This is a genomic window from Silvimonas amylolytica, assembly GCF_014645555.1.
GTDB lineage: Bacteria > Pseudomonadota > Gammaproteobacteria > Burkholderiales > Chitinibacteraceae > Silvimonas > Silvimonas amylolytica.
Window position 1 is genome coordinate 103,921 of the sequence record NZ_BMLY01000001.1, and the last position, 20,323, is coordinate 124,243.

Consider the following 20,323-nt stretch of genomic DNA (forward strand, 5'->3'; position numbering starts at 1 on the left):
GGCTTTGTCATGTGCAGCACGTTGCTGCTAGTGAGCGTGCGAATACGCGGTCGCACCCAGACCCAGCACATCAATACTGACCTCAATACTGCCGCCACCCTGCAATGCCAGTGATAGCTTGAACTGGCTACCTTCCTTCAAGGGTGCCTTCAGGCCGGTCAGCATCACGTGATAGCCCTGCGGACTAAAGATTACGGTTGCTTTGGGGGCGATATCCAGTTTGGGTACGGCGCGCATCTGCATCATGCCATTGGCCATTTTCATTTCGTGCACAGAGGCGTCATCCGCCACGCTGGTGCGGGCACCAACAATGCTGTCGGCCGCGGCACCGTTGTTCTTGATCGTGAAATACGCCGCAGCAGTAGTCGCGCCTGGTGGCGTAGCACGGGCCCACGCCTGGGTCACGCTGAGTGTGTCGGCGGCAAAACAGTGGCTTGCCAGGATGAGCGCCAGGGGTAGGGCGGTAAAGAGTGTTTTCTTGAGCATTGAGCGGGTTCCGTTTTTATCCGTGGATCGAGCGGGCGCATAAAGGTTCAAATCCACCCCTTCTCTGACCGGATGCTTGTCTCAGGCAGAAACGTGTTGCAGATTCTAGACGCCGGCTGACAGGCCCGATAGTGGGGCAAACGGTCACGCTGCATACTTGAGGCCCTTTGAATGGAGCGGATGCATGCAGGCGAAAGACTGGTTGTCGGCGCTGGTGGTGGTCTTTGTATGGGGCGTCAACTTTGTGGTGATCAAAGTTGGCCTGCATGGCGTACCGCCCATGTTGCTGGGTGCACTGCGCTTTACGCTCGTCGCATTTCCTGCTGTCTTTTTTGTGCCTCGTCCGCAAATCTCATGGCGCTTGTTGCTGGCTTATGGCGCGACGATCAGCCTCGGGCAGTTTGCCTTTCTGTTTACAGCGCTATACGTCGGCATGCCGGCAGGACTGGCTTCGTTGGTGCTGCAAGCGCAGGCTTTTTTTACCGTCTTGCTGGCAGCGTTGTTTTTTGGTGAGCCGGTGCGCTGGCATAACATGGCTGGCCTTCTGGTGGCGGCGGCAGGGCTGGCTTTGATCGGACTGCAGAGCAACGCGGGGTTTAGCGGGTTTGGCTTTGTGCTGACCTTGCTGGCGGCCTTGTCCTGGGCGTCTGGCAACCTGGTGGTCAAGCGTGCAGGGGCGGTGAACCCGCTCAGTCTGGTGATTTGGGGCGCGCTTGTTCCGCCCATTCCGTTTCTGCTGCTGTCCTTGTGGCTAGAGGGGCCGGCCCGCATCAGTGCCAGCCTGGCCAGTCCAGGCTGGAGCAGTATTCTGGCACTGCTCTACCTGGCTTATGTGGCGACATGCATGGGATATGGGCTTTGGGGGCGCTTGCTGGCGCACCATCCGGTGCGGCAGATTGCGCCCCTGACTTTGCTGGTGCCTGTGATCGGCGTGGTGACCGCTGCACTCGCCCTGGGCGAGCATTTATCTGCGCTGCAGTGGCTGGGTGGTGTGATTGTGATGCTGGGCTTGCTGATCAACGTCTTTGGTCTTTCTCTCACGGCCCGTTTTTACCGCTAAAGCCGGTAGTCTCATCCGCCCGCACGCTTGGCGGCCAGGTTGCGCTTTTTCAGTTCTGCCAGCACCAGTTCCACATGGTCGCCCTGGATTTCAATCACGCCCTCTTTGATCGTGCCGCCAGATCCGCACACCGCTTTGATCTGGCGGGCCAGGGTGGTGAGGCTGGCGGTATCCATTTGCACCCCCTTGATCAGGGTGACGCCTTTACCTTTGCGGCCTTTGGTTTCCCGCATTACCCGAATGACACCATCGGCAAACCCGACCGGTTGCGCGCGTTTGCAAACGCACTGGGCCTCTGGTTGGCGACAGTCCGGACACATGCGGCCATGTTCTGTGGAGTAAACCAGACCGCCTTGTGATGACGACTTCATGCGCTGATTGCCTGTAATTGACCAGAAGGTTGTCAAGCATAGCAGGGTCGCCAGGACCTTAACCGGCATGGTGAGCATCTTTCCAGGAAAGAGTGGCATTTGCTGGCTATGAATTGAGAGTGTTGTCGCAAGGCAGTGCGCGACTTTCCTTCAATTCATTCCCATGATTTAGCCGCCACCAGGAACTCCGTGTTCATGCAGATGCCGTCGCGCAGGACTTTGCTGCATCACTCGTACCTCGTTTTGATGGTGCTGGGCATTATCGCGGTGGCGATCACCCCGGTCGGCATCATGACCTATGTGGCAGAGAAAAGCGCACAGGCCCGCGAATACGAAGCGCTGCTCTTGTATGCGCGACGAGGTCTGGCACGTGTTGAACTGGTCTATGAAAACGCGCGCGGTGCGCTGAATGACATGAAGAATGTCAAAGGTGAAACCTGCGGTGACGCGTATCTCCAGTCAATGCGGCACGTGTCGCTGACACATCGCTACGTGCAGGACATCATCACCCTGAGGGACAGGGAATACCTGATGTGCGGGTCCATGCTGGGACGGTTGACACAGCAGACCAGGCTCAGGCCACCGTCCTGGCAAGGGCCGGGTCATCGGGTCTGGCTGAATGCCTACGACATCGAAAATACCGGCATCCCGATGCTGGTGATCGCTGACGCCCGAAATGCGGTGCTGGTTGATCCAGACTCCCTGGTTGATGTTGTCGTCGAAGACCCGGGGCTGACCCTGTCTTTGGTGGGTACAGCCACCAACGAGGTGATTGCTTCCTGGCACAATGCGCAGCCGGAGTATGTCCTCAAGGGCTACCAGAGCCCTGGTACGCGTCAGGCGGATGGCAATTACTACGTCATGGTCAAATCGAATCAGCTGCCGATTGCGGTAGTTGCCGGTGAGCCTACGGGCAATTTGATGCGGCACTGGTACGCCAGTTTGCGTATCTGGCTGCCGTTCGGGGTTGTTCTGGGTTTGGCAGCTGCTGCGGCGTTATGGGTTTTTATTCGCAACCGCAGCTCTATGGTGGGTCAACTGCGTGATGCCATTCGCCGCAAACGCCTGCTGGTGCATTATCAACCCATTGTTGATCTGACGACCCGACGCTGTATTGGCGCCGAGGCGCTGGTTCGTTGGCCGCAAGCCAAAGGGGCCATGATTCGCCCGGACATTTTTGTGCCGCTGGCGGAAGATAACGGGCTGATTCAGTCCATGACTGATCTGGTGCTTGACCTGGTGTGCGCCGAGATGGCGACGCTATTGCAGTTGCGGAGTGATCTGTATGTGTCGATCAATCTGGCCGCAATTGACCTGAGCACGGAGCGCTTTGTTGCGGTGCTGAAGCGCAAATTGCCTCAAGTGGGCGTTGAACCCGCCAGAATCGCTATTGAAGCGACAGAGCGGGGTTTTATGGATGCAGATAGCGCCAGGGACGTGATCGGCAAGCTGCGGGCCAGCGGGCACCGGGTACTGATCGATGACTTTGGTACCGGTTATTCCGGGTTGTCGTACTTGCAGACGTTTGAGGTGGATGTACTCAAGATCGACAAATCATTTATCGATACGGTGGGTACGGAAGCAGCAACCGCCAGTGTGGCGCCCCATATCGTCGAGATTGGCCATTCGCTGAATCTGAAAATGATTGCCGAGGGGGTTGAGACGGAGGCTCAGGCGCAGTGGTTGCAGGCGCATGGTGTGCAATCCGGGCAAGGATGGCTGTTTGGCAAGCCTGTGCCGGCGGCTGATTTTCTGGCGTTTCTGGCCAAAGACCGGCAAGCCCCTGAACCGTGAGTGATGTGTACACCTCAACAAAAAAGCGCCGGTGAGGGCGCTTTTTTGTTGAGGGTGGCGCTTTGTTACGGAGTCACAAAGTAGTTCAGTACGCCATCCAGTCCGACGTGGTTGATACAGTACGGGGCTTCCGCCTGGACCTTGGGTTTGGCATGACAGGCCACGCCAAAACCGGCTTCGTGCAACATGGGTAAATCATTGGCACCATCACCCATGGCAACCACTTGATCTGCACGCAGACCCAGTTCTTCGCGCATGCGGATCAACTCGCTTTTTTTGCGTTGCGCATCGACAATGTCGCCAATCACCCGGCCAGTCAGTTTGCCATCGATGATTTCCAGTTCATTGGCAATGGTGCGGGTCAGGTTCAAGCGCGTTTGCAGCTTGCTGGTAAAGAAGGTGAACCCGCCGGAAATCAACAGCGTTTTTGCGCCGGCCGCCTGGAAACCCTTCAGCATCACTTCAGCGCCAGCCATCAGCTTCAGACGCTCGTCGTATACGCGCTGCAGGGCGCTGGCATCCAGTCCAGCCAGCAACGCAACGCGCCGGGTCAGGCTCTCTTTGAAATCCAGTTCGCCCCGCATCGCGGCGGCAGTGATCTCGGCAACTTGCGGCTTGATGCCGACCATGTCGGCAATCTCGTCAATGCACTCGATGGTGATCAGGGTTGAGTCCATATCCATGACCACCAACCCAATGTCGCGCACATGAATGTCTTCGGGGATGAAGGCCCAGTCGTGCTGGATTGATTCGCAAAAATCAGAGACCGCTTCTTCGTTGGCAATGTCGGCACCAATCAGGTGGAACGCTTGCTGGCTTACCGCCTGGATTTCACCGGCGCCAGACAGGCGTGCCAGCTGTTTGAGATTCGGGGTTTCAATTTCCGGAGCCTGAATGACAAGTCGATACATGGGCGGGATCAGTAATCAGTGGGTGGATGATCTTGATGCAGCCCGGCAGTTCAGGGCCGGGCTTCGTCTTTGCAGGCGCAATCAGGCGCCGTGGCACTTCTTGTATTTTTTGCCGCTACCGCACGGGCAGGGGTCGTTGCGGCCGACTTTGGGTTCTTCGTTCTTGACGGTTTCCACCTTGCCAAAGCGTTGTTCCAGCCAGTAATACATCAGCTCTTCAATCAGCCATGGCAGTTCATCCAGCCGGTCTTCGCGCTGTTTGATGGTGATTTTCTTTTCTTCTTCATCATCCGGGTCATGACCCAGCTCCAGGGTCAGAATGCGGGCAATGGTGTTGTAGAAGTCATCGCTTTCATCCATGGCGCCTTGCCAGGCTTCTTCACGCACGGCCACGCCAGCATGGAAACCGGATGCCCAGTACTGGCCGATGGTTTCCTGCCACTTCTCGTCCATACCTTCGTCATTGAGAATCAGCGGGTAGTAAAGTGCTTGTTCGCCCGGACGTGCGCGACTCTTGGCGGAGAAGGCTTCTCGCACAGTGGTTGCGTGACGACGGATCAAATCCATGATGTCGTCGGCTTCGATCTTGTCAGAGAACTCGGGTACCTGACCATCAAACACGGCGGGCAACCATTCGTCTTCCGGGACTTCTTCCGGGCCAATATTCAGTGCGACGAGGAAACCATCCAGCATTTCCAGGTCCATGGTGGCTTCGGGCGTGCGCGGGCACATCAGGAAAGTGTCCAGGCGATCAAATTCCTGGTCGTCGAGTGGTTGCACGGTCATTGCGTTAAATCCGGTATCAGACAATCAAGCCACTATTGTACCTGTTACGCGATCCAGCCTGGCGGCCATTGCGCGGCCGTTGCCCTCGGACGCAGCTTCGCCCACAATGCCGCCTTTACTGCACTGTGTGTACCGGAGTCGCTATGAGCCAACGCCCCGAAGTCGTCCTGATTGCTGCCATGGGCAGCAATGGTGTGATCGGCATCGAAAACCGCCTGCCGTGGCGTTTGCCGGAAGATCTCAAGCGTTTCAAGGCGCGCACGTTGGGTCAGCCCATCTTGATGGGGCGTAAAACGTGGGATTCGCTGGGCCGGCCGTTGCCGGGGCGCCGCAACCTGGTGATTACCCGTCAGGCCGGCTGGCAGGCTGAAGGTGCCGAAGCCTACCCGAGTATCGAAGCCGCGCTCGCCGCATGTGACGGTCTGGCGCGCGTATTTGTGATTGGCGGGGGTGAAGTCTATCGTCAGTCACTGCCAGTGGCCGATGCACTGTATCTGACGGAGGTTGACCTAGCCCCGGCGGGTGACGCGTATTTCCCGGAATTTGACCGCAACGAATGGCAGGAAACCGCGCGTGAGTCAGCGGTGGATGAAACCAGTGGCGCGCGTTTTGCCTGGGTGGACTATCACCGCAAGGGTTGATTTGCTTGCTGAAATACAAAAAAGGCGCTTTTGGGGCGCCTTTTTTGTTGCTGTCGCATTTGCTAGTCGATGAATTCCAGCAAATCAGCAAAGTGGTGAATGACACGATCTGCGCCCATATCGTCCATCTGGCCACCATAACCGTAGCTCACGGCAATGACCGGACATTCGGCCGCCTGTGCTGCCAGCACATCGTTTTTGGAATCGCCCACCATCAAGAGTTCTGTCGGGCTGATGCCCAGTCGGGCGGCAACATGCAGCAACGGCTCTGGCGAGGGTTTTTTATGCGGCAAGGTATCGCCAGCGACAACCACCTCGAAGTGCTCGCTCACGCCCAGTTCGCGCAGTAGCGGCAAGGTGTAGCGCTCTGGCTTGTTGGTGACAATGGCAAGCGGAAAGCCGCGTTCGTGTAGTCGCGATAACGTGATCTGCACTTGTGGGTAGAACGTGGTGTCGATGGTCAGGCCCCGCTTGTAGTGCATGTCGAAGTGATTCATCGCTTCTTTTTGCAGGGCTGTACCGGTAAATTCCGCGCCATGGTCATCTGCCAGCGTACGCGCGACCAGCGAGGACGCGCCGTCGCCCACGTAACTGGCGACGCGCGCTTCGGTGAGCGGTGCCAGCCCCAGATCCGCGCGCGCGGCATTGGCTGCGCGTGCCAGATCGGCGATCGAATCAACCAGCGTGCCGTCCAGATCAAATGCAAAGGCCTTGATTTCCATGGCACGCTCACTTGGCAAGGTGGCGGTCGATTTCCTGATGCATCGCGCTGATGATGGCGCGGTAGTCCGGATGGCCGAAGATGGCGGAGCCAGCAACAAAGGTATCAACGCCAGCCGCCGCAATTTCACCAATATTGTCGACCTTCACGCCGCCGTCGATTTCCAGGTGGATGTGGCGGCCGGTCTTATCCTTGTATTTGTCCAGCCTGGCACGGGCCTGGCGGGCTTTTTCCAGCATTTCGGGGATAAACGACTGACCGCCAAAGCCCGGATTGACCGACATCAGCAATACCATGTCAACTTTGTCCAGCACGTAGTCAAGGTAGTCCAGCGAGGTGGCCGGGTTGAAAACAAGACCAGATTGGCAGCCATGATCACGGATCAAGCCCAGAGAGCGGTCAATGTGGTCCGAGGCTTCCGGGTGGAATGTGATGATATTGGCACCCGCTTTGGCAAAATCGGGAATGATGCGATCAACCGGCTTGACCATCAGATGCACATCAATGGGCAGCGTGGTATGGGGGCGAATTGCCTCGCACACCAGCGGACCGATCGTCAAGTTGGGTACATAGTGATTGTCCATCACATCAAAGTGGATCAGGCTTGCCCCTGCCTCGGTCACGTTGCGCACTTCCTCACCCAGGCGGGCAAAGTCTGCGGAAAGAATGCTGGGGGCGATGCGATATTCAGCCATGAAGAACTCCGTGAAATGGATAAGACACTCCCGCCAATTGTATCGCATAAGACATGCAGGCCGTTCGCATGCACTGCTAATATGTAAAACACCCTGGAGCAGGCATAAACCATGAGCGAAAAGCCGGAATTTATAATTGAGATCGTCCCGCACGCGAGTTACGTCCCCGATCAGTCGGACGAGGCCGAAGATCACTACGTCTTTGCCTATCGTATCGCCATCACCAATCGCAGCCCGGTGACCGTGCAGTTGATCTCCCGGCACTGGATCATTCGGGATATGGAAGGGCGTGAGCAGGAAGTGAGCGGGCTAGGGGTGATTGGTGAACAGCCGGTGCTCGAACCGGGCCAGTCGTTTGAGTACATGAGTGGCACCACGCTGGAGTGCCCGGTGGGTACCATGCGTGGCAGTTACCAGATGCGCACTACCGACGGCACGTTGTTTGATGCGCAAATCCCTGAATTTCTGCTTTCCGTACCGCGTACCCTGCACTGATACATGTCCGGTTGCGGGCATCTCTTGACAACGCCAGAGCCCGCCGCGCATGAATCGGCGGGCCTTTCGGGCTCCGGCAAGGCGGCAATACGCAACGCTCGTTCTGTCACTGCTTCGCCGTCTCCGTTCATGCGGCTAGAATACGCCGCAGTGGAGGCCGCATGCGTATATTAGTTTCCAATGATGATGGGTATTTCGCGACCGGTATCGCGGCGTTGGCCGAGGCACTGGCGGATGAGCATGAAGTCATGATTTGTGCGCCTGAGCGCGACAGAAGCGGGTCTAGCAACTCTTTGACGCTAGATCGGCCGCTGAGCGTAAAAAGGGCGCCGAACGGGTTTTTGTATGTCAATGGCACGCCGACCGATTGTGTCCACCTGGCCGCAACCGGCCTGATGGAAGATCTGCCTGACCTGGTGATTTCCGGTATCAATCACGGCGCCAATATGGGTGATGACACGATTTACTCCGGCACCGTGGCCGCCGCGACCGAAGGCTACCTGCTGGGCGTAACATCGCTGGCTTTCTCGCTGGCATCGCGAAATCCACAGCATTTTGAAACCGCAGCCCGCGTCGCGTGCGATCTGGTACGGCAACTGATCAAGCAACCTTTTGCGCAGCCAACGTTGCTGAACGTGAATGTGCCAGACCTGCCGTACGACGAAATCCGCGGCAAGCTCACAACGCGGCTTGGTCGGCGGCATCGCGCCGCGTCAGTGATCAAAAGCGAGAACCCGCGTGGGGATCCGATCTGGTGGGTCGGTCCGGTTGGTAGCGCCGCGATTTGCGGTGAAGGCACAGATTTTTATGCAGTGGCGAACGGGTTTGTCTCCGTGACGCCGCTTTCCATCGACCTCACTGCCTATACCGGACTGGAGACGGTTTCGAAATGGCTATGCGCATGAATTTCAATAACGTGCCCGGAATGGGCATGACGTCAGCCCGCACGCGCAGCCGCATGATTGAACGCCTTAAAAGCCAGGGAATCGCCCATCCAGAGGTACTGGCGGTGATGGGAGAGGTGCCACGACACGCTTTCGTGGATGAAGCGATCTCGCACAAAGCGTATGACGATATGTCATTACCGATCGGCCATGGGCAGACCATTTCGCAGCCTTATATTGTCGCCCGCATGACCGAACTGGCACTGGGGGCGGCGCAACACGACAAAGTGCTGGAGATTGGTACCGGTTGCGGCTACCAGACTACGGTCCTGGCGCAGTTCTTCAAAACCGTGTATTCCATTGAGCGTATCGGCGGATTGGCCAAACAGGCGCGGGATCGTCTCGCGTCGCTGGGTGTGCTCAATACACGTTTGCGCCATGGCGACGGGAGTCGTGGGCTGCCTGATAGTGGCCCGTTTGACGTCATCATGCTGACCGCTGCCGCACCGATTGTCCCGGAAGCCATGATTGCCCAGCTCAAACCCGGTGGCCGGATGATTTTCCCGGTGGGCGGCGAGACCCAGGAGTTGCGCATGATTGAACTCACTCCGGAAGGTCCGGTCGAGCAAAAGCTGGAACGGGTGAAGTTTGTGCCCCTGCTGCCCGGTACAGCGTGAATTTTGCTGTGGCTGCGCGCGGCTTGCCAGTGCTACATACATGCGGTTGTTACACAAACCAAGAACAATTACCCGCAATCAGCATCAGATTAAAAAAACCAAGGAGAAATTGAGTGAACTGGCAGCGTCTCATTGCCCCCGCCACCGTGTTGCTGTTGGCCGCTTGCGCCAATCAGCCAACCCAGCCGGCCCCCATTGTTGACCGTTATCAGCAGAGCACGCCTGCCGCGATCTCGACTACTCCACCCAAGACCCAGCCTGTAGTAACGCCCCTGGCCACTCCTTCTGGTGAAACATATACCGTCCAGAAGGGAGATGGTTTGTACCGGATTGCCATGGATCATGGCGTGGCCTGGCGAGACCTTGCTGCCTGGAACAATCTGGATGACGTGAATGCGATCAAGGTAGGGCAGGTTTTGCGATTGACCTCACCAGGAAGTACGACTGCCCCGGCTGGTGTTGTAGAAACGCGGCCACTGAAAGATGCCGGTGCGGCGCCTGCAGTAACGGCTGCGCCCACTGTGCCGGCTGCTTCGGCCTCCGTGAACAAAAGCTATCCGAAGGCAATGAAGCTGCCATACAGCGCACAGAATGCAAGTGCCATTGCTGCAATGGCTGAGGGTCCTGCCGTTGTATCAAAGCCACAGCCTGATAATGGCGCGGCAGCCCGACCGGTCGTCGCTTCAGAAACTGCGATATCGTCCGATAGTGTTACAAAAGGTAACGTAAAAGCGGCTTCCGGGCCGGCCTCTGCACCAGCGGATGCAGCCTCGGCAGACGTAGATTGGATCTGGCCCACTTCCGGGCAGCCAGCCAAAGCTTTCAATGATGAAAGCAGAGGTATTGATATTCTCGGGAAAATGGGGCAGTCTGTGGTTGCGTCAGCGTCCGGTAAGGTGGTTTATGCCGGAAGTGGCCTGCGCGGGTACGGCAAAATGATCATCATCAAGCACAACACCGAGTTCTTGAGCGCGTATGCGCATAACAGCAAGTTGCTGGTCAAGGAGGGCGACATCGTCAAGAAGGGTGAAAAGATCGCGGAGATGGGCAATACCGATGCCGACCAGGTCAAGCTGCATTTTGAAATCCGCAGATTTGGCAAACCGGTCGATCCAGCCAAATACATCCACTCAGACTAACCATGAACGATCAAATCGATATCCTGGAAGACGAAGCATTACTTGAGGAAGAAGACCTCGAGTCAATCGAGAATGAAGCAGAAGGGGATGGTGAGGCGGAGTCTGTTGCTGCCGAGGAAGCAGACGCTCCTGTCTATGAAAGCACTGGCGATGTCACTCAGATTTATCTGAATGAAATCGGCCATAGCCCGCTGTTGACGCCGGATGAAGAGCGCGCCCTCGCGCGTCGTGTTGTGCAGGGTGATTTCCAGGCCCGGCAAAAAATGATCGAGCATAACCTGCGGCTCGTGGTGAATATCGCCAAGCACTACATCAACCGGGGCATGACCCTGCTGGACCTCATTGAGGAAGGCAACATCGGTCTGATGCATGCACTGGAGAAATTTGATCCTGAGCGTGGGTTCCGTTTTTCAACTTACGCAACGTGGTGGATTCGCCAGAGTATCGAGCGCGCGATCATGAATCAGTCGCGCACGATCCGGCTGCCGGTCCACGTGATCAAGGAACTCAACGTTTATCTGCGTGCACAGCGCCACCTGGAAGCCCGCATGGGTCACGAACCAACGGTGGAAGATGTTGCTGCGCTGGTTGGCAAGCCGGTGGAGGATGTCCGCCGGGTGATGGGTCTGAATGAGCGTGTGGCTTCGCTGGATGCACCGCTGGATATCGACCCGATGTTGACCATTGGTGAGTCGATTCCGGATGAGCAACACGAAGGCCCGGAAACACTGCTGCAGAATATGGAAATCGAGCGTTATGTCCGCGAGTGGCTTAAGCAGCTCAACGACAAGCAGCGCATGGTCATTGAGCGTCGGTACGGTCTGAATGGATATGAAATCTGCACGCTGGAAGACCTTGCCGCCAGCCTGAATCTGACTCGTGAACGTGTGCGCCAGATCCAGATTGAAGCACTGGAACAACTGCGCCGCATTTTGCGTCGCTACGGTGTAACGCGCGACGTGGTGCTCTGACAATGCAAGATGTTCGCCCCAGGCTGTTTTGTTGACCAGTCTGGGCATATAAAAAGGCTGAATGACGATGTGTCATTCAGCCTTTTTTGTTTTTGCAACAATCACTTACTTGCTGGTGATCTTGTGGTCGGGCACGACAATAAAGTTGAAGCTCCGATCCTTTGCCAGATAGTGCCTTGCCAACGAATCCAGATCGGCCTTGGTAATGCTCTGATAGTCGCTGGCGCGGCTGCGGGCCCAATCCAGTTTGGCTGGAATTTCCTGTGAACCATTCAGCACGGTACCCAACCAGTAACCATTGGTGCGTTCGGAGTCGCGAATGCCGGTCAGGATAGGTGCGCGTGCGCGTTCCAGTTCGTCCTCTGTCACGCCGTGCGCCTGCATGTCTGCCGCAATCTTGTTCACCGCCGCAGCAACTTTGTCAGCTTGCTCGGGTTCTACCGTGATCAGCACACCGACCAAGCCATAACCGGTGAAGGTTTCGCTGAGTTGTGCAAAGGCTTCGGGACTGTATGAACTGCCCATCTGCGTGCGGATGGTATCCCACAGTCGATTCTTGAAAACCTCGGCCAACAGGTTGAAACGACGGGCGAGGTGGATGTCACGGCCGTCCGCTGCCGGCCATACGATGTACACCAGACCGCGATTGATTTCAGTAGAAACCGTAAAGCGCTGGGTCTCCGCCTTGTCTGGGAAGTTGACGATACGCTGATTGGTGTAGTCAGGCTTTACTTCTCTCTCAGGGAGAGTACCCAGGGTCTGGGCGACGGCAGCGATGGTTTTGTTGACATCGATATCGCCAACAATAGAGACTTCCAGCGGGCCTTTGTCCAATTGTGGTTGCAGCCAGTTTTTGACTTCTTCCAGGGTGCGTGACATCAGCACTTTTTCATCCGGGATACCAAAGCGCGGATCGTGATTGGCCAGTTCGGATTCAATACGCGTCTGCAACAAACCCTCAGGCGTATGGGCCAGATCTGCTTGCGTCTCGACAATCACCTTGCGAGCCATAGTCAGCGATTCCGGACGATAACCGGCATGGGTCAAATAAGCTGTGAGCAACTGCATTTGCAGGAGCAGGTTGTCCTGGTTAGTACTGCCACCAAAGGTAAATGCGTCATTGGAAACGCGGAAATCCATGCCGACCTGTTTGCCAGCCAGCGCAGCGTCCAGATCATCAATACTCAGCTTGTCGAGGCCGCCCGCTTTGAAGGTCAACCAGGTGAGCCACGCCAGGCCCGGCTGGGTTGCCGCCGGCTCCGTCAGTCGCCCTGCACCCACACGCATCGAGACGTTGATGGTGTTCGCCTGGAAGGGCGTCTGTTTGAGATTCAGACGCACCCCGTTAGTGAAGGTGACTTGCGTGACGTCCAGATCGGTCAGCCGTTTTTGCGATGCAACTTTGCCAGCCGCACCAAAGTCCGTGTAGGGGAACTTCAGGCTATTGCTATTGGCGCCATTGGTCGTTGCGACGGTTTGACTTTGCGTCCAGGCCGCTTTGATCTCTTTTTGCGGGTCATTCAGTTTGACGTTGCCTGAAACAAAAATCCGGCGACCACCTGCCCAGGATTTGCGTAACGCTGCGACGCAATCTTCGGGCGTGACCTTGTCCAGCAAGGGGCCAAGCAACGCTTTGTCCTGGGCGGGCGAGGTAAAGACGTTCCCGTCGTTCAGCGCATCAGTAATGGCTCCCGCAAGACGATCGGAGCGGCGGGTTGCGGCACTGGCAACGGATTGATCCAGATCCGTGCGCAGATTGGCGACAGCCACTTGCAGTTCTTGCGCGGTAAAGCCGTGATCCAGTGCACTACGCAGTTGCTGGTCAATCAACCCGAGTGCGGCCTGCCATTGCTCTGGCTTGGCCGACGCCCCAATCGTGCCAATCCGCACTTGCTGGAACAGGTCGTAGACGCCGGCGTATGAGCCATTGAGTGGGGAGTTCTCTTTGTGTGCCAGGATATCCAGACGACGCGAGAGCATGTCGAGCGCCAGTTGCAGCGTTTGATCACTCAAACGGATATCGCCACTGTCTTTGCCTGGGAAGGGCTGCAGTGTCTGGATGCTGATGTTGGTATTGGGCGCATCCGCTTCATGGTGATAACCAAACTCTGCACCAGTGATGCTGGTAGGTAGTTTGAGATCGGGGTACGGACGTTCTGGTGCGCGGGGTGCCAGTTCACCAAATTCTTTCTGGATCAACGCGACAGTCTGTTTGACGTTGAGATCGCCAACTGCCACTACCGTGATGCGATCCGGGCGGTACCAGGTGTTGTACAGATCGACAAACCGGTCGCGCTTGCTTTGCTGAATGACTTCATCAATGCCAATTGGCATGCGGGCAGCGGGCAGGGAGCCCGGCAGCAGGAAGCCGACCTCTGCCTTGTAGCTGCGGAATGCCACAGAATCACGTGCGCGCTTTTCGCTCAGGATAACGCCGCGCTCGCCATCAATCTGGTCTTGTTGCAACAACAGGCCACCAGAAAAATCCGCAAAGACCTGCAATCCTTCCTGGAGTGTATGCGGCTTGGTGTCCGGCAGTTCCAGTTGGTAAACCGTGCGGTCCTGACCCGTATTGGCATTGGCATCGCTACCCATGCCCATGCCCAGACGCTGGAAATAGTTAACCAGCGTACCTGGTTTGTAATGCGTACTGCCCTTGAACGCCATGTGCTCAAGAAAATGCGCAAGCCCTTGCTGGTCGTCTGTTTCGTTCAGCGAGCCCGCCTTGACCAATAGCCGCAGACTGGCACGACCTTTGGGTTCGGCGTTGGGCATGATGGCGTAACGCACACCATTGTCCAGCGTGCCCCACGTGACGGCAGGGTCGGCTTTCAGATCACTTTTATCTTGCGGGAAGCCAGTATCGGCATAGGCCAGGCAAACAAGGCCGGAGGAAAGAAGCGAAGCGAGCAGTAGCTTGCGAATCAATGGCATGAGTGGATACCGAGTCTCTTGTTCAAGGTGATCAGATCACGGGTGACCGGTGTGGCGCACCAGGTGAAGTGCGCAACGCGGCCGCAAGCCCGGGCGGGCGGACTACCTGCCAAACCCGGGCTACGGTTGCGTTTGAATTAAATGCCGCGCAGAAGTTCGTTGATGCCAACCTTGCCGCGGGTCTTGGCATCGACCTTCTTCACAATGACGGCACAGTACAGGCTGTAGCTGCCGTCTTTGGAAGGCAGGTTGCCAGAAACAACGACGGAACCGGCGGGGATGCGGCCGTAGGTGACTTCACCGGTTTCGCGGTCATAAATCTTGGTGGACTGGCCGATATAGACGCCCATCGAGATCACGGAGCCTTCTTCGACCACAACACCTTCAACCACTTCGGAGCGAGCACCGATAAAGCAATTGTCTTCAATAATGGTAGGACCGGCTTGCAATGGCTCCAGCACGCCACCGATGCCAACGCCGCCGGACAGGTGCACGTTTTTGCCAATCTGTGCGCAAGAGCCCACGGTGGCCCATGTATCCACCATGGTGCCTTCATCGACATAAGCGCCGATGTTGACGTAGGAGGGCATCAGGACCACATTTTTTGCGATGTACGAGCCGCGGCGCGCGATCGCGTTTGGCACAACGCGAAAACCGCCAGCACGAAAATCGGCTTCGGTGTAGTCGGCAAACTTGCTCGGCACCTTGTCGAAGTATTGGGTGCAGCCACCGGCCATCGGTACGTTGTCGTTCAGGCGAAATGACAACAGCACGGCCTTTTTCAGCCATTGGTTGGTTTGCCATTGGCCGTCTACTTTTTCGGCCACGCGCCACAGACCCTTGTCGAGGCCGTTGATGGCTTCGTTGACGGCGTCGCGCACTTCGGCCGTTGCATTGCCGGGGTTGATTTCGGCACGGTTCTCGAACGCGGATTCGATCACGGACTGCAGATTGCTCATGGCTTTTTCCTGTCTATTTTCAATGGTGGTAAAACGGCGCGGCGTGCAGCAGGCCACGCGAGATGTTGCGGACTCAGCAAACGCTGGCCGGTATTACAGATTCTTGCAGAAATGCACGATACGCTCGGCCGCGATCACACAGTCTTCCAGGGGTGCCACCAGTGCAATGCGCACCCGATTGGCGCCCGGGTTGATGCCATGGGCGTCACGTGCCAGATAAGAGCCCGGCAACACGGTTACATGCTGTTCAGCATAGAGCCGGCGCGCGAATTCCGTGTCGCTGATTGGCGTAGCGGCCCACAGGTAGAACGACGCATCCGGCAGCGAGACATCCATCACCTCGGCCAGCCTGGGCGTGACTGCGGCAAATTTGGCGGCGTACAGGGCCCGGTTCTCGACGACGTGGGCCTCGTCATTCCAGCCTGCTTCACTGGCCGCCTGTATCGATGGGCTCATGGCGCAGCCATGATAGGTGCGGTATAGCAAGAATTTGCCGAGAAGTTGTGCGTCACCGGCCACAAAACCTGAGCGCAGGCCCGGAACATTCGAACGCTTGGACAAAGAACTGAACACCACCAACCGGCGATCATCGCGCCCCAGTTTGTGCGCAGCTTCCAGTCCGCCGAGCGGGCGCTGCTCCCCAAAATAGATTTCCGAATAACACTCGTCACTGGCAATCACAAATCCATAACGATCAGAGAGTGCAAACAGACGACGCCAGTCATCCAGCGAAGCGACCGCACCAGTGGGATTGCCAGGTGAACACACAAACACTAGCTGCGTGCGTTGCCAGACTTCTTCGGGCACCTGGTCCCAATCTGGCTGAAACTGGTTTTGCGCCAGACAGTTCACGTAAAACGGCTCGGCGCCGGCCAGTAGCGCTGCACCTTCATAAATCTGATAAAACGGATTGGGAGAGATGACGACGGGCCTGGTGCTGCCACTTGTATCGATCATGGCTTGCGCAAAGGAGAAGAGTGCCTCGCGGCTCCCATTGACGGGAATGATCTGTGTCGACGCATCCGGTGCAGGAATCCCGTAGCGCCGGGCAATCCACTGGCTGATGGCCATGCGCAGGGTATCGCTACCCAAAGTGGCCGGATAGGCCGACAGACCATCCAGGTGATGGATTAGTGCATCCTTGATCAGCGCAGGCGTGGCGTGCTTGGGCTCGCCAATCGACAGATTTACTGCCTTGAGCGCCGGGTTGGGCGTAACGCCCTGAAATAACGCCTTGAGCTTCTGAAAAGGATAGGGATGCAGATCATCAAGCCGGGGTGACATGGTCGCGGCGGGCCCTTGGGGAAAATCGCAATTATAACGGCGTTATGATCTGTGCGGCACCCGTACCGTGTGATGGCCGTAAAAACGGCGGAGCGCTTGCGCGATCCGCCGTTCTGATAAGGACTGCAACACAAAACCGGTTACAGGCTTTCTTTGGCTTGCGAAGGGAAATACTTCAGCAGCTTTTGCACTTTGGAGGCCACTACCAGCGAGCAATACGGTTGCTCGCCATGCTGGTTGAAATAGCTATTGTGGTAGTCCTCTGCGGGCCAGAACACCTGGGCCGGCGTGATCTTCGTAACGATCGCGTCACGGAAGGTGCCCGCTGCGGTCAGTTCCGCAATTTTGGCGCGCGCCTTTTGCTCTTGTTCTGCAGTCAGATAGAACACCTCGGAACGATACTGCGTGCCCACATCGTCACCCTGACGATTCAGTGTCGTCGGGTCATGAATGGTGAAGTACACATCAAGGATGTCCTCGTACTTGATCACGCTGGTGTCAAAATCGATGCGCAACACCTCGGCGTGACCGGTTTCACCGGTGCATACAGCCTTGTAGGTGGGGTGATCGACATGACCGCCCATGTAGCCCGATTGCACGGCAGTGACACCCCGCAAACGCTGGAACACGGCTTCCATGCACCAGAAGCAGCCACCGGCCAGTACCGCAACTTCTGTGGTCATTACGTTTCTCCTTGTGGGATAGGTTATTCACGCGTCTTGCGCGTGGTGTTATTGCGAACAGCCCGGTTTATTGCCGGGCCGTCCTGATATTGGTCGGCTGAGGGCCGCTGAAATTACAGCGATACGGATTGATATCCAGGCCGCCGCGTCGCGTATAGCGTGCGTAGACCGCCAGTTTCATGGGCTTGCACTCACGCATGATGTCCACAAAGATGCGCTCTACACATTGCTCATGAAACTCATTGTGATTGCGAAATGACACCAGATAACGCAGCAGGCTTTCCCGATTGATGGGCGGGCCAACATACTGAATCTGCACACTGGCCCAATCAGGCTGACCGGTTACCAGACAATTGGACTTCAAAAGATTGGACGTGAGCGTCTCGTCGACAGGGCTCTCTGATTCGTCGCACTTCAGCAGACCCGGTGTGGGCTCATACTGGTCGATTTCCAGATCCAGATTGTCGATGCAATAACCCTTCAAGTCGCCCATTTTCTGTGCCGCAAAAGCAGTCGGCTCGAACAACTGCACGATAACCGGCGCACCGGTTGCCGCACTCAAATCCGCTTGCAACAGGGACTGCAAGGCATCAAAACCGGCCAGTCTGGTCTGGTTGAAGCTATTCAGATAGAGCTTGAAGGATTTGGATTCAACGATATTTGGGCTCTCTGCCGGAATCAGGAAGGTGGCGATCGCCACCTCCGGTTTGCCACGACTATTGAGCCAGCTCAACTCGTAGGCGTTCCAGATATCCATGCCCATAAATGGCAGGCTGGCGCCCACGCCAATCTCATCACGCTTGCCTTGGCGCGGGATTGGGAACAACAACGTTGGGTCGTATTCGGTTTTGTAACTGACCGCTTTGCCAAGCGGCGAAAATTCAGCTTCGCTCATGCACTTGTCCGATAAGTTCAGGCCGGCCGGGAAGGGCGACGCAAGATAGACGAGGTAGATGCGCCCGTTGCGCGCACATTCAAGCCCGGTGGTGTATCACCAGTATTGTGCGGCAAAGTACGACCGGACAGCCAGCGCTGCAAGAATGAGGAAAAAACAAAACAAAACCCCGGGTTAACCGGGGTTTTGTTTTGCGACAAAATCTGATGTTCAGCGGTACTTGCGCACCAACCCAACCAGCACGCCGTAGATTTCCAGTCCTTCACGCGGGCGAATGGGCTGGAATTCCGGATTGCGCGGCAACAGCAAAAAGCCCTGCTTGTCGCGCCCTAATTCCTTGAGTGTGTATTCACCATCAATAATGGCCACCACGATATCGCCCACACGGGCTGCCGGGCGTTTTTCAACGATCGCGACATCGCCATCATGAATGCCAGCTTCAATCATGGACTCACCCCGTACACGAATCGTGATGGTCGCTGAGGGGCGGTTGATCAGGTAGTCGTCGATCGAAAGGGCTTCGCTCATCGCATCGTTGGCGGCGGCGGGCAAGCCAGCGGGCACAGGGAAATCTGCCAGCTCTCGCTCGAAAAAACGCTTGGTCGGCGCGAGACGTTTGTCTGGCGTCATTTCAATAAAGCCGGCCAGCATCAGGCGCTTGACCAGTGCAGAGACGGCAGATTTGGATGCCATGCCCAGCATCTCGCCAATAACGGCATAAGAAGGCAGGCTGCGGTAATCGGCGTAATAGTCTTGCAGCTTGCCGAGGTACTCGTTATCGCGATTCGGGTTGCCCATGATGCGCTCACAGAACATTCGTTCTCTAAAGGTTATGTGAACGAACGTTCTGTGTCAAATAAGATGTGCCTGAGTGACGACTCCGCGCATCAACCAATACACAGCAAAGTAAAGCCGGCACGGTACAATCACAGGTTATCGATTTTCTGGCTGGATCTGTTTTGCGTATCTATCTAGCCCCGATGGAGGGGCTGCTTGATCATGTGTTGCGCGATGTACTGACTCGCTCGAGCGGGGTGGACGTGTGCGTGAGTGAGTTCATCCGCATCTCTGGCAGCCTGCTCCCCAAGCGCAGTTTTTATCGCTCAGTGCCAGAATTGCTTAACGGCGGGAAAACGCCGGGTGGTGTCCCGGTCCGCGTACAACTACTGGGCTCCGATCCGGTTTGTATGGCAGAAAACGCCGAACGCCTGGCATCGCTCAATCCCCCTGGCATCGACCTCAACTTTGGGTGTCCTGCCAAAACCGTCAACCGGCATGGTGGTGGCGCGTTACTGCTCAAGACCCCGGAGGTGATTCATGACGTGGTGCGGGCGGTCCGGCAGGCGGTGCCTGCGCATATTCCGGTGACCACCAAGATGCGTTTGGGATATGAAGATCAGAGCCTGACGCTGGAATGCGCGCACGCCATGGAAGATGGCGGTTCGGCAGAACTGGTTGTGCACGCCAGAACCAAAACCGATGGTTACCGTCCTCCTGCCTATTGGGAAAAACTGCCCGCGATCCGAGAAGCGTTACGCATTCCGGTGATTGCCAATGGTGAAGTGTGGACCGCTGCAGATTTTCATCGCTGCCGTGAAGTATCTGGCTGCGAAGATGTCATGATTGGTCGAGGCATGGTTGCCAATCCGGGTCTGGCGCTGGAAGCGTTGGGCCGGCCTGGCCTGGCCTGGCATGAACTCGCTCCGCTTGTCCGTGTGTTCTGGCATAACGTTGAAACACGAATCCTGCCAAAATACCAGGGCGGTCGGGTCAAGCAGTGGCTGGGCTATATGCGGCGCCAGTATCCGCAGGCCGAGGCCGTGTTCATTGAAGGGCGGGCCTTGCCAGACGCAAGGGATTTGATCGCCTTGATGCTTGACTCAATGCAACAGGCAGAAACTGCCATCGCCTGATACGGGGCGACAAACGCGTTCAAA

General features: G+C 56.7%; 21 protein-coding genes. 9 read left to right on the forward strand and 12 right to left on the reverse strand.

Going from position 1 to position 20,323, the window contains the following annotated elements:
* Positions 1 to 27: 27 nt before the first annotated feature.
* Positions 28 to 486, reverse strand: coding sequence for a copper chaperone PCu(A)C (locus tag IEX44_RS00480; protein ID WP_188687620.1), 459 nt, complete (start codon positions 484 to 486; stop codon positions 28 to 30).
* 184 nt (positions 487 to 670) lie between these two features.
* On the opposite strand from IEX44_RS00480, the gene IEX44_RS00485 reads away from it, so the two are divergent.
* On the forward strand, positions 671 to 1,546 hold the full coding sequence (locus IEX44_RS00485) for an EamA family transporter (RefSeq protein ID WP_188687623.1): 876 nt from the start codon (positions 671 to 673) through the stop codon (positions 1,544 to 1,546).
* 11 nt (positions 1,547 to 1,557) lie between these two features.
* Here IEX44_RS00485 and IEX44_RS00490 read toward each other — a convergent pair whose 3' ends face one another.
* Positions 1,558 to 1,917, reverse strand: a complete 360-nt coding sequence (locus IEX44_RS00490) for a translation initiation factor Sui1 (protein ID WP_188687625.1) — start codon at positions 1,915 to 1,917, stop codon at positions 1,558 to 1,560.
* A gap of 195 nt (positions 1,918 to 2,112) precedes the next feature.
* Between IEX44_RS00490 and IEX44_RS00495 the strand changes: the two genes are divergently transcribed.
* A complete protein-coding gene (locus IEX44_RS00495; protein WP_188687627.1) occupies positions 2,113 to 3,711 on the forward strand; it encodes an EAL domain-containing protein in 1,599 nt (532 codons plus the stop codon).
* Between the two features lie 65 nt (positions 3,712 to 3,776).
* On the opposite strand, the gene serB is transcribed toward IEX44_RS00495, so the two are convergent.
* On the reverse strand, positions 3,777 to 4,622 hold the full coding sequence (gene serB, locus IEX44_RS00500) for a phosphoserine phosphatase SerB (protein WP_188687629.1): 846 nt from the start codon (positions 4,620 to 4,622) through the stop codon (positions 3,777 to 3,779).
* Between the two features lie 81 nt (positions 4,623 to 4,703).
* Positions 4,704 to 5,408 (reverse strand): UPF0149 family protein, encoded by a 705-nt coding sequence (locus tag IEX44_RS00505; protein ID WP_188687631.1) that lies wholly within the window; start codon positions 5,406 to 5,408, stop codon positions 4,704 to 4,706.
* A 143-nt stretch (positions 5,409 to 5,551) separates the two neighbouring features.
* Between IEX44_RS00505 and IEX44_RS00510 the strand changes: the two genes are divergently transcribed.
* On the forward strand, positions 5,552 to 6,049 hold the full coding sequence (locus tag IEX44_RS00510; RefSeq protein WP_188687633.1) for a dihydrofolate reductase: 498 nt from the start codon (positions 5,552 to 5,554) through the stop codon (positions 6,047 to 6,049).
* A 62-nt stretch (positions 6,050 to 6,111) separates the two neighbouring features.
* On the opposite strand, the gene IEX44_RS00515 is transcribed toward IEX44_RS00510, so the two are convergent.
* Together IEX44_RS00515 and rpe are read right to left on the reverse strand one after the other, a co-directional pair.
* Positions 6,112 to 6,771 carry a phosphoglycolate phosphatase gene (locus IEX44_RS00515; protein ID WP_188687635.1) on the reverse strand — a complete coding sequence of 220 codons (660 nt, stop codon included), beginning with the start codon at positions 6,769 to 6,771 and terminating at the stop codon, positions 6,112 to 6,114.
* Positions 6,772 to 6,778: 7 nt separating this feature from the next.
* Positions 6,779 to 7,465 carry a ribulose-phosphate 3-epimerase gene (gene rpe, locus IEX44_RS00520; protein ID WP_188687636.1) on the reverse strand — a complete coding sequence of 229 codons (687 nt, stop codon included), beginning with the start codon at positions 7,463 to 7,465 and terminating at the stop codon, positions 6,779 to 6,781.
* Positions 7,466 to 7,576: 111 nt separating this feature from the next.
* Here rpe and apaG point away from each other — a divergent pair, with 111 nt between their 5' ends.
* From apaG to rpoS, 5 genes are all read left to right on the forward strand, one after another.
* Entirely contained in the window at positions 7,577 to 7,960 is a 384-nt protein-coding gene (apaG, locus tag IEX44_RS00525) for a Co2+/Mg2+ efflux facilitator ApaG/CorD (protein WP_188687638.1), read from the forward strand.
* Positions 7,961 to 8,121: 161 nt separating this feature from the next.
* Positions 8,122 to 8,865: a 5'/3'-nucleotidase SurE gene (gene surE / locus IEX44_RS00530; RefSeq protein WP_188687640.1), complete on the forward strand. Its 744-nt coding sequence runs from the start codon at positions 8,122 to 8,124 to the stop codon at positions 8,863 to 8,865.
* Positions 8,850 to 9,521 (forward strand): protein-L-isoaspartate(D-aspartate) O-methyltransferase, encoded by a 672-nt coding sequence (locus tag IEX44_RS00535; protein WP_188687642.1) that lies wholly within the window; start codon positions 8,850 to 8,852, stop codon positions 9,519 to 9,521. The genes surE and IEX44_RS00535 overlap by 16 nt, the downstream gene beginning before the upstream one ends.
* Positions 9,522 to 9,634: 113 nt before the next feature.
* Positions 9,635 to 10,660, forward strand: coding sequence for a peptidoglycan DD-metalloendopeptidase family protein (locus IEX44_RS00540; protein WP_188687644.1), 1,026 nt, complete (start codon positions 9,635 to 9,637; stop codon positions 10,658 to 10,660).
* Between the two features lie 2 nt (positions 10,661 to 10,662).
* The gene (gene rpoS, locus IEX44_RS00545; protein WP_188687646.1) at positions 10,663 to 11,631 is read left to right on the forward strand and encodes an RNA polymerase sigma factor RpoS; all 969 of its coding nucleotides are present in this window, start codon (positions 10,663 to 10,665) and stop codon (positions 11,629 to 11,631) included.
* Between the two features lie 105 nt (positions 11,632 to 11,736).
* Here the strand turns inward: rpoS and IEX44_RS00550 are convergent, their stop codons facing one another.
* From IEX44_RS00550 to IEX44_RS00575, 6 genes are all read right to left on the reverse strand, one after another.
* Positions 11,737 to 14,565: a M16 family metallopeptidase gene (locus IEX44_RS00550; RefSeq protein WP_188687647.1), complete on the reverse strand. Its 2,829-nt coding sequence runs from the start codon at positions 14,563 to 14,565 to the stop codon at positions 11,737 to 11,739.
* A 137-nt stretch (positions 14,566 to 14,702) separates the two neighbouring features.
* Complete coding sequence (dapD, locus tag IEX44_RS00555) at positions 14,703 to 15,524, reverse strand: 2,3,4,5-tetrahydropyridine-2,6-dicarboxylate N-succinyltransferase (RefSeq protein WP_188687649.1); 822 nt, start codon at positions 15,522 to 15,524, stop codon at positions 14,703 to 14,705.
* A 93-nt stretch (positions 15,525 to 15,617) separates the two neighbouring features.
* Positions 15,618 to 16,808: a succinyldiaminopimelate transaminase gene (dapC, locus tag IEX44_RS00560; protein WP_188687651.1), complete on the reverse strand. Its 1,191-nt coding sequence runs from the start codon at positions 16,806 to 16,808 to the stop codon at positions 15,618 to 15,620.
* Between the two features lie 140 nt (positions 16,809 to 16,948).
* Positions 16,949 to 17,491 (reverse strand): peptide-methionine (S)-S-oxide reductase MsrA, encoded by a 543-nt coding sequence (msrA, locus tag IEX44_RS00565; protein WP_188687654.1) that lies wholly within the window; start codon positions 17,489 to 17,491, stop codon positions 16,949 to 16,951.
* Positions 17,492 to 17,558: 67 nt separating this feature from the next.
* Complete coding sequence (gene queF, locus IEX44_RS00570) at positions 17,559 to 18,386, reverse strand: NADPH-dependent 7-cyano-7-deazaguanine reductase QueF (RefSeq protein WP_188687655.1); 828 nt, start codon at positions 18,384 to 18,386, stop codon at positions 17,559 to 17,561.
* Positions 18,387 to 18,596: 210 nt separating this feature from the next.
* Complete coding sequence (locus IEX44_RS00575) at positions 18,597 to 19,184, reverse strand: LexA family protein (RefSeq protein WP_188690300.1); 588 nt, start codon at positions 19,182 to 19,184, stop codon at positions 18,597 to 18,599.
* Positions 19,185 to 19,345: 161 nt separating this feature from the next.
* Between IEX44_RS00575 and IEX44_RS00580 the strand changes: the two genes are divergently transcribed.
* Entirely contained in the window at positions 19,346 to 20,299 is a 954-nt protein-coding gene (locus tag IEX44_RS00580) for a tRNA dihydrouridine synthase (protein ID WP_229678671.1), read from the forward strand.
* The last annotated feature ends 24 nt before the right edge of the window (positions 20,300 to 20,323 follow it).

Bases quoted from the DNA above. Each gene is read 5' to 3' on its own strand.
- IEX44_RS00480 (WP_188687620.1), bottom strand. From the start codon at position 486: ATGCTCAAGAAAACACTCTTTACCGCCCTACCCCTGGCGCTCATCCTG.
- IEX44_RS00485 (WP_188687623.1), top strand. From the start codon at position 671: ATGCAGGCGAAAGACTGGTTGTCGGCGCTGGTGGTGGTCTTTGTATGG.
- IEX44_RS00490 (WP_188687625.1), bottom strand. From the start codon at position 1,917: ATGAAGTCGTCATCACAAGGCGGTCTGGTTTACTCCACAGAACATGGC.
- IEX44_RS00495 (WP_188687627.1), top strand. From the start codon at position 2,113: ATGCAGATGCCGTCGCGCAGGACTTTGCTGCATCACTCGTACCTCGTT.
- serB (WP_188687629.1), bottom strand. From the start codon at position 4,622: ATGTATCGACTTGTCATTCAGGCTCCGGAAATTGAAACCCCGAATCTC.
- IEX44_RS00505 (WP_188687631.1), bottom strand. From the start codon at position 5,408: ATGACCGTGCAACCACTCGACGACCAGGAATTTGATCGCCTGGACACT.
- IEX44_RS00510 (WP_188687633.1), top strand. From the start codon at position 5,552: ATGAGCCAACGCCCCGAAGTCGTCCTGATTGCTGCCATGGGCAGCAAT.
- IEX44_RS00515 (WP_188687635.1), bottom strand. From the start codon at position 6,771: ATGGAAATCAAGGCCTTTGCATTTGATCTGGACGGCACGCTGGTTGAT.
- rpe (WP_188687636.1), bottom strand. From the start codon at position 7,465: ATGGCTGAATATCGCATCGCCCCCAGCATTCTTTCCGCAGACTTTGCC.
- apaG (WP_188687638.1), top strand. From the start codon at position 7,577: ATGAGCGAAAAGCCGGAATTTATAATTGAGATCGTCCCGCACGCGAGT.
- surE (WP_188687640.1), top strand. From the start codon at position 8,122: ATGCGTATATTAGTTTCCAATGATGATGGGTATTTCGCGACCGGTATC.
- IEX44_RS00535 (WP_188687642.1), top strand. From the start codon at position 8,850: ATGGCTATGCGCATGAATTTCAATAACGTGCCCGGAATGGGCATGACG.
- rpoS (WP_188687646.1), top strand. From the start codon at position 10,663: ATGAACGATCAAATCGATATCCTGGAAGACGAAGCATTACTTGAGGAA.
- IEX44_RS00550 (WP_188687647.1), bottom strand. From the start codon at position 14,565: ATGCCATTGATTCGCAAGCTACTGCTCGCTTCGCTTCTTTCCTCCGGC.
- dapD (WP_188687649.1), bottom strand. From the start codon at position 15,524: ATGAGCAATCTGCAGTCCGTGATCGAATCCGCGTTCGAGAACCGTGCC.
- dapC (WP_188687651.1), bottom strand. From the start codon at position 16,808: ATGTCACCCCGGCTTGATGATCTGCATCCCTATCCTTTTCAGAAGCTC.
- msrA (WP_188687654.1), bottom strand. From the start codon at position 17,491: ATGACCACAGAAGTTGCGGTACTGGCCGGTGGCTGCTTCTGGTGCATG.
- queF (WP_188687655.1), bottom strand. From the start codon at position 18,386: ATGAGCGAAGCTGAATTTTCGCCGCTTGGCAAAGCGGTCAGTTACAAA.
- IEX44_RS00575 (WP_188690300.1), bottom strand. From the start codon at position 19,184: ATGGGCAACCCGAATCGCGATAACGAGTACCTCGGCAAGCTGCAAGAC.